General features: G+C 68.7%; 15 protein-coding genes. 7 read left to right on the top strand and 8 right to left on the bottom strand.

The annotated features are described in order from the left end of the window. Positions 1 to 6: 6 nt before the first annotated feature. Genes ABTW65_RS05445 through ABTW65_RS05435 form a run of 3 tightly spaced genes read right to left on the bottom strand, consistent with a single transcriptional unit; the run spans position 7 to position 2555 of the window. Positions 7 to 954, bottom strand: a complete 948-nt coding sequence (locus ABTW65_RS05445; protein WP_350658931.1) for an ABC transporter ATP-binding protein — start codon at positions 952 to 954, stop codon at positions 7 to 9. Between the two features lies 1 nt (position 955). Then, positions 956 to 1765 (bottom strand): ABC transporter permease, encoded by an 810-nt coding sequence (locus tag ABTW65_RS05440; protein ID WP_350658930.1) that lies wholly within the window; start codon positions 1763 to 1765, stop codon positions 956 to 958. Beyond that, positions 1758 to 2555, bottom strand: a complete 798-nt coding sequence (locus ABTW65_RS05435) for an ABC transporter permease (protein WP_350658929.1) — start codon at positions 2553 to 2555, stop codon at positions 1758 to 1760. Before ABTW65_RS05435 ends, ABTW65_RS05440 begins: the two co-directional genes overlap by 8 nt. A 162-nt stretch (positions 2556 to 2717) precedes the next feature. Here ABTW65_RS05435 and ABTW65_RS05430 point away from each other — a divergent pair, with 162 nt between their 5' ends. The 3 genes from ABTW65_RS05430 to ABTW65_RS05420 all read left to right on the top strand — a co-directional run bounded on the left by ABTW65_RS05430 (position 2718) and on the right by ABTW65_RS05420 (position 5314). Next, positions 2718 to 3893, top strand: a complete 1176-nt coding sequence (locus ABTW65_RS05430; protein ID WP_350659269.1) for an LLM class flavin-dependent oxidoreductase — start codon at positions 2718 to 2720, stop codon at positions 3891 to 3893. After that, positions 3890 to 4534: an FMN reductase gene (locus ABTW65_RS05425; protein WP_350658928.1), complete on the top strand. Its 645-nt coding sequence runs from the start codon at positions 3890 to 3892 to the stop codon at positions 4532 to 4534. Before ABTW65_RS05430 ends, ABTW65_RS05425 begins: the two co-directional genes overlap by 4 nt. A 117-nt stretch (positions 4535 to 4651) precedes the next feature. Further along, a complete protein-coding gene (locus ABTW65_RS05420) occupies positions 4652 to 5314 on the top strand; it encodes a response regulator (protein WP_350658927.1) in 663 nt (220 codons plus the stop codon). 34 nt (positions 5315 to 5348) lie between these two features. Here the strand turns inward: ABTW65_RS05420 and ABTW65_RS05415 are convergent, their stop codons facing one another. Further along, positions 5349 to 5876 carry a YbhB/YbcL family Raf kinase inhibitor-like protein gene (locus ABTW65_RS05415; RefSeq protein WP_350658926.1) on the bottom strand — a complete coding sequence of 176 codons (528 nt, stop codon included), beginning with the start codon at positions 5874 to 5876 and terminating at the stop codon, positions 5349 to 5351. A gap of 69 nt (positions 5877 to 5945) precedes the next feature. Here ABTW65_RS05415 and cobA point away from each other — a divergent pair, with 69 nt between their 5' ends. From cobA to ABTW65_RS05395, 4 genes are all read left to right on the top strand, one after another. Next, on the top strand, positions 5946 to 7172 hold the full coding sequence (gene cobA / locus ABTW65_RS05410) for a uroporphyrinogen-III C-methyltransferase (RefSeq protein ID WP_350658925.1): 1227 nt from the start codon (positions 5946 to 5948) through the stop codon (positions 7170 to 7172). 137 nt (positions 7173 to 7309) lie between these two features. Continuing rightward, positions 7310 to 7636, top strand: a complete 327-nt coding sequence (locus ABTW65_RS05405) for a type II toxin-antitoxin system RelE/ParE family toxin (protein WP_350658924.1) — start codon at positions 7310 to 7312, stop codon at positions 7634 to 7636. 10 nt (positions 7637 to 7646) lie between these two features. Continuing rightward, positions 7647 to 7967, top strand: coding sequence for a helix-turn-helix domain-containing protein (locus ABTW65_RS05400; RefSeq protein WP_350658922.1), 321 nt, complete (start codon positions 7647 to 7649; stop codon positions 7965 to 7967). A gap of 2 nt (positions 7968 to 7969) precedes the next feature. Continuing rightward, positions 7970 to 8773: a TrmH family RNA methyltransferase gene (locus ABTW65_RS05395; RefSeq protein ID WP_350658921.1), complete on the top strand. Its 804-nt coding sequence runs from the start codon at positions 7970 to 7972 to the stop codon at positions 8771 to 8773. A 171-nt stretch (positions 8774 to 8944) separates the two neighbouring features. Here the strand turns inward: ABTW65_RS05395 and ABTW65_RS05390 are convergent, their stop codons facing one another. Genes ABTW65_RS05390 through ABTW65_RS05375 form a run of 4 tightly spaced genes read right to left on the bottom strand, consistent with a single transcriptional unit; the run spans position 8945 to position 13730 of the window. After that, positions 8945 to 10558 carry a glycoside hydrolase family 13 protein gene (locus ABTW65_RS05390; RefSeq protein WP_350658920.1) on the bottom strand — a complete coding sequence of 538 codons (1614 nt, stop codon included), beginning with the start codon at positions 10556 to 10558 and terminating at the stop codon, positions 8945 to 8947. Positions 10559 to 10572: 14 nt separating this feature from the next. Further along, the gene (locus tag ABTW65_RS05385; protein ID WP_350658919.1) at positions 10573 to 11451 is read right to left on the bottom strand and encodes a sugar ABC transporter permease; all 879 of its coding nucleotides are present in this window, start codon (positions 11449 to 11451) and stop codon (positions 10573 to 10575) included. Further along, entirely contained in the window at positions 11435 to 12433 is a 999-nt protein-coding gene (locus ABTW65_RS05380) for a carbohydrate ABC transporter permease (RefSeq protein WP_350658918.1), read from the bottom strand. The genes ABTW65_RS05385 and ABTW65_RS05380 overlap by 17 nt, the downstream gene beginning before the upstream one ends. A gap of 28 nt (positions 12434 to 12461) precedes the next feature. Further along, the gene (locus tag ABTW65_RS05375; protein ID WP_350658917.1) at positions 12462 to 13730 is read right to left on the bottom strand and encodes an extracellular solute-binding protein; all 1269 of its coding nucleotides are present in this window, start codon (positions 13728 to 13730) and stop codon (positions 12462 to 12464) included. Positions 13731 to 13894 lie beyond the last annotated feature (164 nt).

Here is a 13894-nt window from a genome sequence, read left to right as displayed (position 1 = left end):
CCCGGGTCAGCGCGAGTAGAGCTGCCGGATGACGTCCTCGATGTCGGGCTCGTGGATGGACAGGTCGGCGACGTCGTACGCAGCGGCGACCTGCGCCACCAGCGGGGCGGCGGATGCGCCGGCGGGGAAGGCGAGCCATTGGCGGGGGCCCTCGACCTTCACGACCCGGGCGCCCTGGATGGTGATCGGGGAGGCCTCGTCGACGAGGTCGACGACGAGGGTGCGGGAGGCGTCGCCGTTCGCGCGCAGGGAGGGCAGCGGGCCGTCGAAGACGGCGGTGCCGTGGTCGATGACGATGACCCGGTCGCAGAGCGCCTCGATGTCCTGCAGGTCGTGCGTGGTGAGCATCAGGGTCGTCCCACGCTCGTGGTTGAGGGCTCGCAGGAACTCCCGCAGGCGCCCCTTGGAGATGACGTCGAGACCGATCGTGGGCTCGTCGAGATAGAGGATCTCGGGGTCGTGGAGCAGTGCCGCGGCGATGTCGCCGCGCATCCGCTGCCCCAGGCTCAGCTGCCGCACGGGGGTGTCCATCAGCTCGCCGAGGTCGAGCAGCGCGACGTGGTCCTCGAGGTTGCGGCGGAAGGTCTTGTCAGGGATCCGGTAGATCCGGCGCAGCAGCTCGAACGAGTCGCGCAGCGGCAGGTCCCACCACAGCGACGTACGCTGCCCGAACACGACCCCGATCCGCCGGGCCAGCTCCCGGCGCTGGCGGGAGGGCTCCAGGCCCGCCACCCGCGCTGACCCGCCGGACGGCACCAGGATCCCGGTGAGCATCTTGATCGTGGTCGACTTCCCGGCGCCGTTGGGGCCGATGTAGCCGACCATCTCACCGGCATCGATCTCGAAGGAGAGGTCGTGGACGGCGTGCTTCACCACCGACGTACGTCTCAACAGACCCGCACGCTTGCGGATCGTGAAGTCTCGGGACAGGTCCCGCACCTCGATCAGTGCCACATCAGCTCCCGGTGGATCGATAACGACGAAGCCCCTGACGCCACACGAGCGTGGTCAGACCGACCAGCACCAGCGCGGCCAGGGGCGAGGCGAAGCGGAACCAGTCCGGAGCGCCGAACGGGTCGGTGCGTCCGACCAGGAAGAGGCAGGGGTACCAGTTCACGAACGCCAGCGGCAGCAGGTAGGTCAGCGACCGGACGACCTCGCGCGGGAAGATCGTCATCGGATACTGCATGATCGTGTTGCCGCCGTAGGTGAAGGCGTTGGCGAACTCGGAGGCGTCCGTGGTCCAGAACTGGATCGTCGAGAAGGTCACGAACACGCAGAAGTAGATGACCACACCCGAGACGATCGCCACCACGAGCACCAGCAGACGCTGTGGGTTCCAGTCCACGATCGGCGACGCCCACGCGAAGACCGCGATGCCCTGAGCGATCTGGCCGAGCCGGCGCAGCTCGAACCGGTCGGCGCACAGCTGCACCAGCACCGGGACCGGCTTGGTCATCATCGCGTCGAGATCGCCGCTGCGTACCTTCTGACCGATCTTCTCCACGCTCCCGACCAGCATGTCGGCGACCCGGAACGCGATCGAGGTGACTCCGTAGAGCAGGGCGACCTCGCGCAGCGTGAAGCCGCCGTAGGTGTCGACGTGGCTGAACATCAGCCAGATCGCCACGAAGTCGAGGAAGGTGATGAGTACGCCACCGACTGTCATCGTCCAGAACGAGAGCGGATAGGCCATCGCCGCCCGGATCCACAGCAACGCGATGAGCCAGTAGGCGCGCACCGCGTGAGCAACGTGCTCAACCACCCTGGACCACCACCTTGCGGGTCGCGGCGCGCAGCACGAGCGCGCAGGCCCCCAGGAGGACGACCGCCCACAGGACCTGCAGCCCGATCGCGGCGAGCATGTCGAGACCGGTGTGGCGGCCCAGCCAGATGTCGGCAGGGGTCTGGATGTAGGAGGCGAACGGCAGCGCCAGCGCGACCTGGCGCAGCCCGTCGGGGAAGAGGGTGAGTGGCAACGTGAGCCCGCTGAAGAAGGTGGCCAGCACGCTCAGCAGCACCCGCGGACCGGTCGCGTCCAGGAGCCAGAACGCGCTGGCGGCGAAGAGGAACCGGACGGCGAAGCTGACCACCACCGCGAGCGTGATGCTGACCAGGAACCCGACCGCGCCGGCGGGGGAGGGCAGGACCAGCCCGAAGAGGAGCGCGCCGATGATCGCCGGGGCCACGCCCCGGGTCGCGAAGTGGTAGAGCCCGCGGCCGAGGTCGGCGGCGAGATACCAGCCGAGGACGCTGACGGGACGGTAGAGGTCGACGGCGATGTCGCCGTTGCGGATCCGCTCGGCGAGGTCGTCGGTCGAGCCGCCGCTCCACAGCGCGATCGTCATCAGCAGTGCCTGCCCGATCCAGACGAAGGTGACCGCCTCGTCGGCCTGGTAGCCGCCGGCCGACGGGTTCTGCTCCCACAGCGCCAGGTAGGCGAAGCTGAGGATGATCCCGAAGACCGAGTTGGTGAAGATCCCGGCGAGCGTGGCCGCGGTGTAGGTGGAGTAGCGCCGGAAGGAGCTGGTCGCGATCGCCGCATACAGACTCAACTGTGAATGCAGCGCCCCGGACACCTGACGTACGTTGGCACAACGGGGCCTGCGTACGCCAAGGGGTTTCCTGGAATAACGTTGATGCAGCAACTGTTTGCCGAGTAGTTCGGATTTCAACTATCGTGGAAGAGTCCACGAAAGGGGCAGGGAACCATGGGTATGCAGTTCGGCATCTTCACCGTCGGTGACGTCACGATGGACCCGACGACCGGCAGGACCCCGACGGAGCACGAGCGCATCAAGGCCACCGTCGAGATCGCCAAGCACGCCGAGGAGGTGGGCCTGGACGTCTTCGCGACCGGTGAGCACCACAACCCGCCGTTCATCGCATCCAACCCGACCGCCACCCTGGCCTACATCGGTGCCAAGACCGAGAACATCATCCTGAGCACCGCGACCACGCTGATCACCACCACCGACCCGGTGCTGATCGCGGAGGACTACGCCAAGATCCAGCACCTCACCGACGGCCGCGTCGACCTGATGATGGGCCGCGGCAACACCGGCCCGGTCTACCCCTGGTTCGGCAAGGACATCCGCCAGGGCATCAACCTGGCGATCGAGAACTACGCCCTGCTGCGCCGGCTGTGGAGCGAGGACGTCGTCGACTGGTCCGGCCGGTTCCGTACGCCGCTGCAGGGCTACACCTCGACCCCGCGGCCGCTGGACGGCGTCGCGCCGTTCGTCTGGCACGGCTCGATCCGCTCGCCTGAGATCGCCGAGCAGGCTGCGTACTATGGCGACGGCTTCTTCCACAACCACATCTTCTGGCCGGCCTCGCACACCAAGCAGATGGTGCAGCTCTACCGGCAGCGCTTCGAGCACTACGGCCACGGCACCGCCGACCAGGCCATCGTCGGGCTGGGCGGACAGTTCTTCATGCGCCACAACTCACAGGACGCGATCAACGAGTTCCGGCCCTACTTCGACAACGCCCCGGTCTACGGCCACGGCCCCTCGCTGGAGGACTTCAGCGAGGCCACCCCGCTGACCGTCGGCTCACCGCAGCAGGTCATCGAGCGGACGCTCTCGTTCCGCGAGTACGTCGGCGACTACCAGCGCCAGCTCTTCCTGCTCGACCACGCCGGGCTGCCGCTGAAGACGGTGCTGGAGCAGCTCGACCTCTACGGCGAGATCCTCCCGACCCTGCGCGCTGAGTTCGCGAAGCTGCGCAAGCCCGGCGTCACGGACGCCCCGACCCACGCCTCCCTGGTGGAGAAGGCCGGCGGCGCGAAGGACTCGACCGTCTACGCCGAGGGCGACTCCGCCACCGGCTCGTCCGACCGCGACCTGACCGACCCGGAGGTCGCCAAGGTTCTCGAGGGGGAGCTGTGACCCGAATCGTCGTCGTCTCCGCGGGGCTGTCGGTCCCGTCCTCGACCAAGCTGCTCGCCGACATGCTCGGCGACGCCACGACCCGGGCCGTACAGGCCCGGGGCGCGGAGGTCGAGGTCGAGCACGTCGAGCTGCGCGGCCTGGCACACGAGCTGACCGACAACCTGCTCACCGGGTTCGCCAAGCCGGCGCTCCAGTCGGCCATCGACCAGGTGCGCCGTGCCGACGCCGTCATCGCGGTCACACCGGTCTTCTCGGCCTCCTACTCGGGTCTGTTCAAGACGTTCTTCGACGTCCTCGAGCAGGGCGTCCTGGACGCGAAGCCGGTCCTGATCGCCGCCACCGCTGGCACCGCCCGGCACTCGCTGGTGCTCGAGCACGCGCTGCGGCCGCTCTTCGCCTACCTGCACGCCGTGGTCGTACCGACCGGGGTCTTCGCCGCCACCGAAGACTTCGCCGGTGGCCCGGAGCTCCCCAAGCGGGTAGACCGTGCCGCGACCGAGCTGGCTGCCCTGCTGGCCGTGGGTGGCGGCACGCCCTTCCCGGCGCAGCACCGGCCGCTGGTGGAGGACGAGTTCGCCAACCCGACGTCCTTCGAGACACTGCTCAAGCGGGCCTCCGAAGGGCCGCCGGAGTTCTGACCCGGGCGGGGTTTCCTTCGGCTGCCGATGTGAACACGGCGCGAGATACCGAGGGTTTGCGAGGAAGTGCGACAGAATGCGTGTCGACCGCTACCCCCAGCACCGAGCGGAGCCGTTGTGTCCAGCTATGAGCCGAGCGTCGTCGTTGCCGACGAGTCGCCTCTCCTTCGTGCTGGACTCACGGCCCTGCTCGCGCGTGGTGGCTACCAGGTTGTCGCCGACGCCGGTGACGCCGAGGCGCTCGTCCAGGCCGCGACCGACACGCTGCCCACGCTGGTCGTGACCGACGCCCGGCTGGGCCCGGACGACGAGGGCATCAGCGCCACCCTCCGGCTGCACGAGAAGGTGCCGGAGATGGGCATCGTCGTGCTCGCCGACTCGGTCGACACGGCCTACGCGGCTGCCGTCTTCGCCAGCACCGGCACCGGCGGTCTCGGCTACCTGCGCAAGTCCCGCGTACGCACCGTCCCGCACTTCCTCGACGTCGTCGGGCGGGTGGCGTCGGGTGAGGTCGTCGTCGACCCGGAGGTCATCTCCCGGATGGTCGAGGCGTCGCCCGACGCCGATCCCGATGCGATGGCGAGGCTGTCGATGCGCCAGAGCGAGGTGCTGGGCCTGATCCAGGCCGGGTTCCCCGACCGCGCGATCATCAGCAGGCTCTTCAGCGGCAGGCGGCAGTTCGAGCGGTGTCTGAGCGAGATGTTCCTCGCGTTCGGGCTGTCGCGCGACGTCGAGCATCGACGTACGCCGACGCTGCTGACCCACCTCGCATCCGGCTGAGGGAGCCCTGGGTCGCCCCAGGACTCCCACCGCCTCAGTGCTGGTAGGTGCCGACCACGACGGCGCGGGCCAGCGCCTTGAAGGCCAGGTTGAAGGAGACGACGGCCGGGGTGACCTCGTCGTCCACGCCCAGCGTCTCCTCGCCGACCGCGTGGACCACGAAGTAGTAGCGGTGGACCTGGTCACCGGCCGGCGGAGCGGCGCCGCCGAACTCCTTGGTGCCGAAGTCGGTCGCGACATGGAACGCCTTGCCCGGGAGCTCGGCAGAGCCGGCCCCCGCGCCGGCGGGCAGCTCGGTCACATCTGCGGGGACGTCGACCAGGGCCCAGTGCCAGAAGCCGCTGGGGGTGGGCGCGTCGGGGTCGAAGCAGGTGATGACGTACGACTTCGTTCCCTCCGGCGCGCCGCTCCAGCTGAGCTGCGGGGAGGTGTTGCCGTCGTCGTAGACCTGGTCCTGCTTCAGCGGCTGACCGTCGGTCACGTCGTCGCTGGTCAGCGTGAAGGAGGGGAGGGCGGGCATGAGCGAGTAGGGATCCGGCTTCACCGGACGATCGAGTGCCATGCCCACCAACGTAGTCCGCGAATCGACCCGTTGTCAGGCCGCACCTCGGTGTTGGGCGAGGATGTACCCATGAGTTCAGAGCATGTCGTTCCCTATCCCGCCGGCCTCATCCTGGAGGGGCGGAGGGTGGTCGTCGTGGGTGGTGGCCGGGTGGCGCAGCGGCGCGTGCCGGCGCTGATCGCCGCGGGGGCGCGGGTCGAGGTCGTCTCGCCGTCGCTGACCCCGGCCCTGGAGGGGCTGCTCGGCTCGGGCGAGATCACCTGGCACCAGGCCCGTTTCTCCGCCGATGTGCTCGACGGCGCCTGGTACGTCATCGCCGCGACCCAGAACGCCGACGTCAACGAGGAGATCTCGGCCGCCGCAGAGGAGCGACGGATCTTCTGCGTACGCTCCGACGACGGCACGCAGGCCACCGCCTGGACCCCGGCGACCGGGCACGACGGCGACCTGACCGTCGCTGTGCTGGCCAACCGTGACCCGCGGCGCTCCGCGGGCGTACGCGACCGGATCCTCGACGGGCTCCGCTCCGGTGACCTGATCGCTCCGCACGAGCGTCAGCGCGTGCCCGGAGTGACCCTGATCGGTGGCGGCCCGGGTGACCCCGGGCTGATCTCGGTCGCCGGCCGCAAGGCCCTGATGGAGGCCGACATCGTCGTCGCCGACCGGCTGGCACCGCGAGAGCTGCTCTCCGAGCTGCCCGCCGACGTCGAGCTCGTCGACGTCGCCAAGCTTCCCCGTGGCCGCTCGGCCCAGCAGGAGGAGATCAACCGGATCATCGTCGAGGCGGCCCAGCAGGGGAAGGCGGTCGCGCGCTTCAAGGGCGGCGACAACTTCATCTTCGGTCGCGGCTTCGAGGAGGTGCTCGCCTGCCGTGAGGCCGGCGTCCCGGTCCACGTCATCCCCGGCCTGACCTCGCCGGTGACCGTGCCCGGCGTAGCGGGGATTCCCGTGACCCACCGCGGTGTCGCACACGAGTTCACCGTCATCTCCGGCCACGTCCCGCCGGGCGACCCCACCTCGCTGACCAACTGGTCCGCCGTCGCCGGCTTGGGCGGCACCCTGGTCCTCCTCATGGCCGTCCAGAACGCCCCCGCGATCGCGACCGCTCTTCTCGATGGCGGCCGCGAGCCCGGCACCCCTGTCGCGGTCATCTGCGACGGCACGATGCCCACCGAGCGTACGGTCCTGGCCACCCTCGAGACCCTCGAGAAGACCCTGGCCGACGAGAACGTCCAGCCCCCGGCGATCATCGTCATCGGCGACGTCGTCCGAGTCGCCCACCCGGACTTCTTCTAGGCCTGGTCTGGTCGGCGCGCCGTCGACTCGTTGCCATGAGTAGCCGCCTACGGTCGGCTCATGGATCTTGTGCTGTGCAAGTGCGGTGGACTCTCGTGTCATGATCGCACTTGTGCGATGATCGCGTGGATGCGATCATGAGTATGGAGGTCGAGCTTCATGACGAGGTCGTGAAGTGGCTGGATGCTCTGAGCGATGAGGAGTGGGGTCGAGTCGTGGTGATCGTGGATCGGTTGGCCGATCTGGGGTTCCGCGCTCGGATGCCTCTCTCGCGGAGCCTGGGGGAGGGCCTGTTCGAGCTCCGCTTCACTCTGGGGTCGACTGCCCGCAGGATCACCTACAGGTTCACGAACGATGCTCGGATCATCCTTCTGACGACGTTCCACAAGCAACGAGACAACGAGCGCGGCGAGGTGGCCAGGGCCCGCAAGGCAGCGGCCGAGTGTGCCCGGCGCTATCCCTAGGAGAGCAATCATGGCGAACTACTCCCGCTGGTCCGAGGTCCGGGCCGAGCGTCCCGCGCCGTCCGACGAGACGAGGGCGAGTGTCGAACAGGATCTTGCTCTCGGTCAGCTGATCTACGACCTGCGTACGGCGGCCGGGCTGAGTCAGCGTGAGCTGGCCACTCGGATGGGCACGACGCAATCGGTCATCTCCCGCCTCGAGGAAGGCGGAGGGACGCGCAACCGGATCGACACCCTGGCTCGCGTCGCGACCGCGCTCGGCCGGCACCTCGTCCTCTCTTTCCCTGAGGAAGTGTCGGGGGACATGAAGGACTCGGTGCAGGTCGCCTGACCATGGCTGAACTCATCGAGATCTCCGATCCTGGAGACCCCCGGCTCGCGGACTACCGCGACCTGCGCGACGTCGAGCTGCGCAAGTCCCTCGAGACTGCGGAGGGGCTGTTCCTGGCCGAGGGCGAGAAGGTCGTACGTCGGGCCGTGGCCGGTGGCTTCGAGCCGCGCTCCTTCCTGATGGCGCCGAAGTGGCTCGACGGGCTCGCCGACACGCTCGCTACGACCGATGCTCCGTGCTACGTGATGAGCGAGAAGGCCGCCGAGGAGGTGACCGGGTTCCATGTGCACCGCGGTGCGTTGGCGTCGCTGAAACGGCGGCCGCTGCCGTCGGTCGACTCGGTGCTCGAGGGCGCCCGCTCGGTCCTGGTGCTCGAGGACATCGTCGATCACACCAACGTCGGCGCGATCTTCCGGTCGGGCGCAGCGCTCGGGTTCGACGCCGTACTGCTCGCGCCCCGCTGCGCCGACCCGCTCTACCGACGCTCGATCAAGGTCGCGATGGGCGCGGTCTTCGCGCTGCCGTGGACCCGCCTGCCGGACTGGTACGAAGCGCTCCCGTCCCTCTCTACTGCCGGCTTCACCACCGTCGCCCTGACCCTGGCCGACGACGCCGTCGACATCGAGAAGGCCGTCGAGGGCGTCGACAAGGTTGCCCTCGTCCTCGGCTCGGAGGGCCACGGCATCTCCCCGCGCTGGCAGGAGGCCGCCGACCGCCGCGCCATCATCCCGATGTCCGCCGGCATCGACTCCCTCAACGTAGCCGCCGCCACCGCCGTCGCCTGTTACGTCACCGCCCGCCGCTAACGCCGAGCCGTCAGCCGCGCCGCCCGAGCCGTCACGTACGTCGGCCGAGTCGGCACTGATGTGCCAACAGGGGCGGCGGGGGGGGGTTGTCCGCGGGTGGGGCGGGGTATGCCACCGGGGGCGCGCGCGGGGCAGCAAGCTCGCCGCTCGACCTCGCTCCGGTCGTCTCGGCTAGATCTGCCACCAGACGGTGGTGTCGGCGGGGAGGTCGGCGGAGCCGTCGGTGATGGGCACGGGGCCCGAGGAGGAGAGGAGTACGCGGCGGCCGGGGGCGGCGATGCGTACGGGCTCCTTGGTGGTGTTGACCGTGCAGGCGAAGCCGTCACGCTCGAACCAGAGGACCCCGGCGGGGGCCTCGTCGTGCCAGGTCACCGCGTCGCCGGCGCCGAGGCCGGGGACCTCGCGACGGGTGCGGATGGCAGAGCGGTAGAGCTCGAGGGTCGAACCCTCGACGCCCGCCTGGGCCTCGACGCTCAGCTCGCCCCACTCCGAGGGCTGCGGCAGCCACGAGCCGCCGTCGCCGAAGCCGTAGGACGAACCCGACCGGGTCCACGGCAGCGGCACCCGGCAGCCGTCGCGGAAGCCGTCCTGGCCGTTGGCGCGGTGGAACGAGGGGTCCTGGCGGACCTCGTCGGGCAGGTCGGTGACGTCGGGTAGGCCGAGCTCCTCGCCCTGGTAGACGTACGCCGACCCCGGAAGCGCGAGCATCAGCAAGGTCGCCGCGCGAGCCCGGCGGAGTCCGAGCGATCGGTCCCCGGCGGTCCGGATCTGAGTCCCCGACCCCGGCGGGTTCGCGAACCGGGTGGCGTGCCGGGTGACGTCGTGGTTGGACAGCACCCAGGTCGCCGGGGCGCCGACCGGACGCATCGCGTCCAGCGAGCTGTCGATGACCTTGCGCAGCGCGGCGGCGTCCCAGGTGGTGTCGAGGTACTCGAAGTTGAAGGCCTGGTGCAGCTCGTCAGGGCGTACGTAGTTGGCCGACCGCGCCACCGTAGGCGTCCAGGCCTCGGCGACGAAGATCCGGTCCGGGTAGTCCGCCAGGACCCGCCGCCACGAGCGGTAGATCTCGTGGACGCCATCCTGGTCGAAGAAGGGCATCACGTCGTTGCCGAGCAGGTGGAGCTGATCGGCGTGGCCGATGGACGGCAGGCCCTCGGCCTTGACGAGACCGTGGGCGACATCGATGCGGAAGCCGTCGATGCCGAGGTCGAGCCAGAAGCGCAGGATGTCCAGGAACTCGGCGTGCACCTCGGGGGAGTTCCAGTTGAAGTCGGGCTGCTCAGGGGCGAAGAGGTGGAGGTACCACTCGCCGTCGGGCACCCGGGTCCAAGCGGGACCGCCGAAGATCGAGTCCCAGTCGTTGGGCGGCTCCTCGCCGTTCTCGCCGCGTCCGGGCAGGAAGTGGTAGCGCGACCGCATCGGCGAGCCCGGCCCCTCGGCGAGGGCCTGCTGGAACCACACGTGCTCCGAGGAGGAGTGGTTGGGGACGATGTCGGCGATGAGCTTCAGCCCGAGCTCGTGCGCCGAGGCGATCAGCGCGCGAGCGTCGTCCAAGGTCCCATACCGCGGGTCGACCGCCCGGTAGTCGGACACGTCATAGCCCCCGTCCGCCTGCGGCGAGGCGTAGAACGGGCTCAGCCAGACCGCATCCACCCCCAGGTCACGGAGGTAGGGGAGCCGGTACCGGATCCCGGGAAGGTCACCGGTGCCGTCGCCGTCGCTGTCGGCGAAGCTGCGGGGGTAGACCTGGTAGATGACGGCATCACGCCACCACTCGGAGGACATCAACAGAAAACCTTTCAGCCCTTGACGCCGCCGGCGGTCAGACCGGTGACGACGTGTCGTTGGACGAGATAGAAGAAGACGGTGACGGGGATGGCGATGAGGACCGCGGTGGCAGCCATCAGGTTCCACTGCGCGTCGTGCTCGCTGACGAAGCTCTGCAGCCCGACCGCGAAGGTGTACTTCGAGTCGTCGAGCAGGAACGTCGAGGCGAACGCGACCTCCGCGAAGGCGGTGATGAAGGCGTAGAACGCGGCCACCGCGAGACCCGGCCGAGCCAGCGGCAGGATCAGCCGCCAGAAGGTGCCGAACGGGGTGAGTCCGTCGATCATGCCGGCCTCATCGAGCTCGACCGGGATGGTGTCGAAGTAGCCCTTCAGCAGCCAGGAGCAGTAGGGGACGATCGTGGTGCAGTTGACCAGGATCAGGCCCATGTGCGAGTCGACCAGGCGGAGCTGGGAGAAGATCTCGTACATCGGCACGATCAGCACCGCGATCGGGAACGCCTGCGTCAGCAGCAGGACCCACATCAGCGGCCGGTGACCCGGGAACCGCATCCGGGAGACCGCGTAGCCGGTCGTCGCCGCCGACATCACGCCGAACAGGGTCGTGCCACCCGCGACCACCAGCGTCGACCACAGCCAGTTGAAGAAGGCGGTGTTGGTCAGCACGAACGAGTAGTTGTCCAGCGTCGCCTTCGCGAAGATCCCGCCGGGGTGGAGATAGTCGTCCTTGTCCGGTCCCAGGGACAGGTAGACGAGCCAGACGATGGGGAACAGCGCGATCAGCGACGCCACCGTGAGCGTCACGTGCGTGCCCACCCGCGCGACCGGGCCGAGTTCTCCGCGGCGGCGGTGCTTCGTAACGGGCGCGTTGAGGCTAGGCGAGCTGGTCATTGCGTTTCAACCACCGGTAGTAGAAGGACGTGAAGACGATCAGGATCGCGAGCAGGAGCACGCCGTACGCCGCCGACATGGCGAAGTCGCGAGGCTGCTGCCCGAAACCGAGTCGATAGGCCCAGGTGACCAGGATCTGCGCGTCCGGCGCGGTGTTGCCGAAGAGCAGGAAGATGATCGCGAACTGGTTGAAGGTCCAGATCACGCCGAGCAGCACGACGGTCGAGCTCACCGACGACAGCCCCGGCAGGGTGACGTGGCGGAACCGCTGCCAGGCGTTGGCGCCGTCGATCTCGGCGGCCTCGTAGAGGTTCTCGTCGATCGACTGCAGCCCGCCGAGCAGGGAGAGCATCATGAACGGCACGCCGCACCAGGTGTTGACCATGATCGCGGCCGTACGCTGCCAGGTCGGGTCCTCGAGCCAGCTCGGCTGGGCGAGACCGATCGTGTCGAGCATCGAGTTGATGACGCCCGCGTCGGCCAGCATGATCCGCCAGGCGAAGACGGTGACGAACGTCGGCACCGCCCAGGGCAGGATCAGCAGCAGCCGGTACGCCACGCGCCCGCGCAGCCGCTGGTTGAGCATCATCGCCAGGCCGAGGCCGATCACGTAGTGCAGGACGACGCAGGTGACGGTCCAGACGATGGTCCACACGAAGTGGGACCAGAAGCGGTCATAGGCCGCCGGGCCCCACAGGATCTCGGCGTAGTTGTCCAGACCGATGAACTTGTACGTCGCGTCGATCGTGTTGACGCCGATGGTGCGTGCCGAGTTGAGGCTGTTGGCGTCGGTCAGGGTCAGGTAGAAGCCGCGCAGGAGCGGGTAGCCGACGAGCACGCCGAGCACGATCACGACGGGCGCGACCATCGCGTAGGCGTACCAGTAGCGGCGGTAGGAGTCTCGCGCGCGCTGGAGGGGGCGGGGCGCCCGCCGCCGAGACCGCGGGGTCTCGGCGGCGGGCGCTGGTGCTGTCAGAGTCATCGGATGACGTGGTCTTCCTGGCTCAGGTTCACTTCGAGAATTCGGGCAGCAGGTCGGCGAACGCCGTGTCCAGCGTGGCCAGACCCTTGTCGAGGGTCTCGGCGCCGGAGGCGATCTTCGGCAGCTCCTGGTCCATCGGACCCCACAGCGAGGAGTACTCGGGCAGCTCGGGTCGCGGCTGGGCGGCGGGGAGCACCGTCTGGAAGCCGGCGATGCCCGGGTCGGCCTTGACCTCGTCGGTGTAGGCGTCGTCGCGGGTGGGGAGCGTGGAGTTCTTCAGCGCGATCTGGGCCTGGGTGTCGGCCGAGGTCATGAACTTCACGAAGGTCGCCGAGGCCTCCTGGTGCGCCTCGTCCGAGCCGGCGTAGATCGACAGGTTGTGACCGCCGGTCGGAGCGCCGGCCTCGCCGGTCGAGCCGGCCGGGACGGTGGCGATGCCGAGGTTGTTCTTGTCCTGGAACGCCGAGCCCTTGTAGAAGTTCGTGATCTCCCAGGGACCCTGGATGATCGCGGCGACCTTGCCGTTGACGAACGCGTCCTGGATATGGGCGTACGCGTCGGCGGTGGTGTCCGCCTTGTGCAGGCCCTCGCCACTGAAGAGACCCTGCCAGGTGGTCAGGCCCTTCTTGGCCTCCGGGGAGGAGATGGTGATCTTCTTGGCCTCGGCGTCGACGGTGTCGGTGCCCTCGCCGTAGAGGAACGGCTGCGCGTAGTAGGCGGAGGTGGAGCCCCAGTAGCCGTCGACACCGGTCTTGGACTTGATCGTCGCGGCGTCAGCCTTGAGCTCGTCCCAGGTCGTGGGGGCCTCGGTGATGCCGGCCTTCTCGAAGAGCGCCTTGTTGTAGACCAGCGCGAGGGTGTCGGTGACGAACGGGACGCCGTACGTCTTGCCGTCGAACTCGGCCTGCTTGATCAGGTTGGGCTGGAAGGCGTCCTTCTCCTCGAGTGCCGCGGTGTCGTCGAGGGGAGCGAGGAAGCCCTTCTGCGCGAACGCAGGGGTCCAGCCGACCTCGGCGCGCAGCACGTCGGGAGCGCCGCTGGCGCCGGCCGCGGTGTCGAACTTGTTCTGTGCCTGGTCGAACGGCACATTGACGTACTTGACCTTGATGTCCGGGTTGGCCTTCTCGAAGTCCTTGACGAGGGCCTGGTACGTCGGCGCCTCGTTGGTTGCGTTCGAGGTGTCCCACCAGGTGATGGTGACCGGGCCGTCGCTGCTGTCGCCGCTGCTACCGCCACATGCCGTTGCCGCGAGGGCGAGCGATGCCGCCACTGCGGTGGCCACGATGCCACGTCGCATGAGTTCTCCTTCGATATGGGGCCGGGCGAGGAATCCGCCCGGTGGTGTGACGAAGGTAACCCCGCGTCGAGGAGAATGTAAGAGTCTTTCAGCAAAAGTTGCAAACTTGCTGAAAGTTCTTGCAGGCCGTGTAGGGAGGGGGCATGATGTGACCGTGCCCATAA

The organism is Nocardioides sp. NPDC127503, from assembly GCF_040302165.1.
Taxonomy (GTDB): Bacteria; Actinomycetota; Actinomycetes; order Propionibacteriales; family Nocardioidaceae; genus Nocardioides.
This window is presented reverse-complemented; position numbering and strand designations above follow the sequence as displayed.

Bases quoted from the DNA above. Each gene is read 5' to 3' on its own strand.
- ABTW65_RS05395 (WP_350658921.1), top strand. From the start codon at position 7,970: ATGGCTGAACTCATCGAGATCTCCGATCCTGGAGACCCCCGGCTCGCG.
- ABTW65_RS05390 (WP_350658920.1), bottom strand. From the start codon at position 10,558: ATGTCCTCCGAGTGGTGGCGTGATGCCGTCATCTACCAGGTCTACCCC.
- ABTW65_RS05400 (WP_350658922.1), top strand. From the start codon at position 7,647: ATGGCGAACTACTCCCGCTGGTCCGAGGTCCGGGCCGAGCGTCCCGCG.
- ABTW65_RS05430 (WP_350659269.1), top strand. From the start codon at position 2,718: ATGCAGTTCGGCATCTTCACCGTCGGTGACGTCACGATGGACCCGACG.
- ABTW65_RS05405 (WP_350658924.1), top strand. From the start codon at position 7,310: ATGAGTATGGAGGTCGAGCTTCATGACGAGGTCGTGAAGTGGCTGGAT.
- ABTW65_RS05380 (WP_350658918.1), bottom strand. From the start codon at position 12,433: ATGACTCTGACAGCACCAGCGCCCGCCGCCGAGACCCCGCGGTCTCGG.
- ABTW65_RS05415 (WP_350658926.1), bottom strand. From the start codon at position 5,876: ATGGCACTCGATCGTCCGGTGAAGCCGGATCCCTACTCGCTCATGCCC.
- cobA (WP_350658925.1), top strand. From the start codon at position 5,946: ATGAGTTCAGAGCATGTCGTTCCCTATCCCGCCGGCCTCATCCTGGAG.
- ABTW65_RS05375 (WP_350658917.1), bottom strand. From the start codon at position 13,730: ATGCGACGTGGCATCGTGGCCACCGCAGTGGCGGCATCGCTCGCCCTC.
- ABTW65_RS05385 (WP_350658919.1), bottom strand. From the start codon at position 11,451: ATGACCAGCTCGCCTAGCCTCAACGCGCCCGTTACGAAGCACCGCCGC.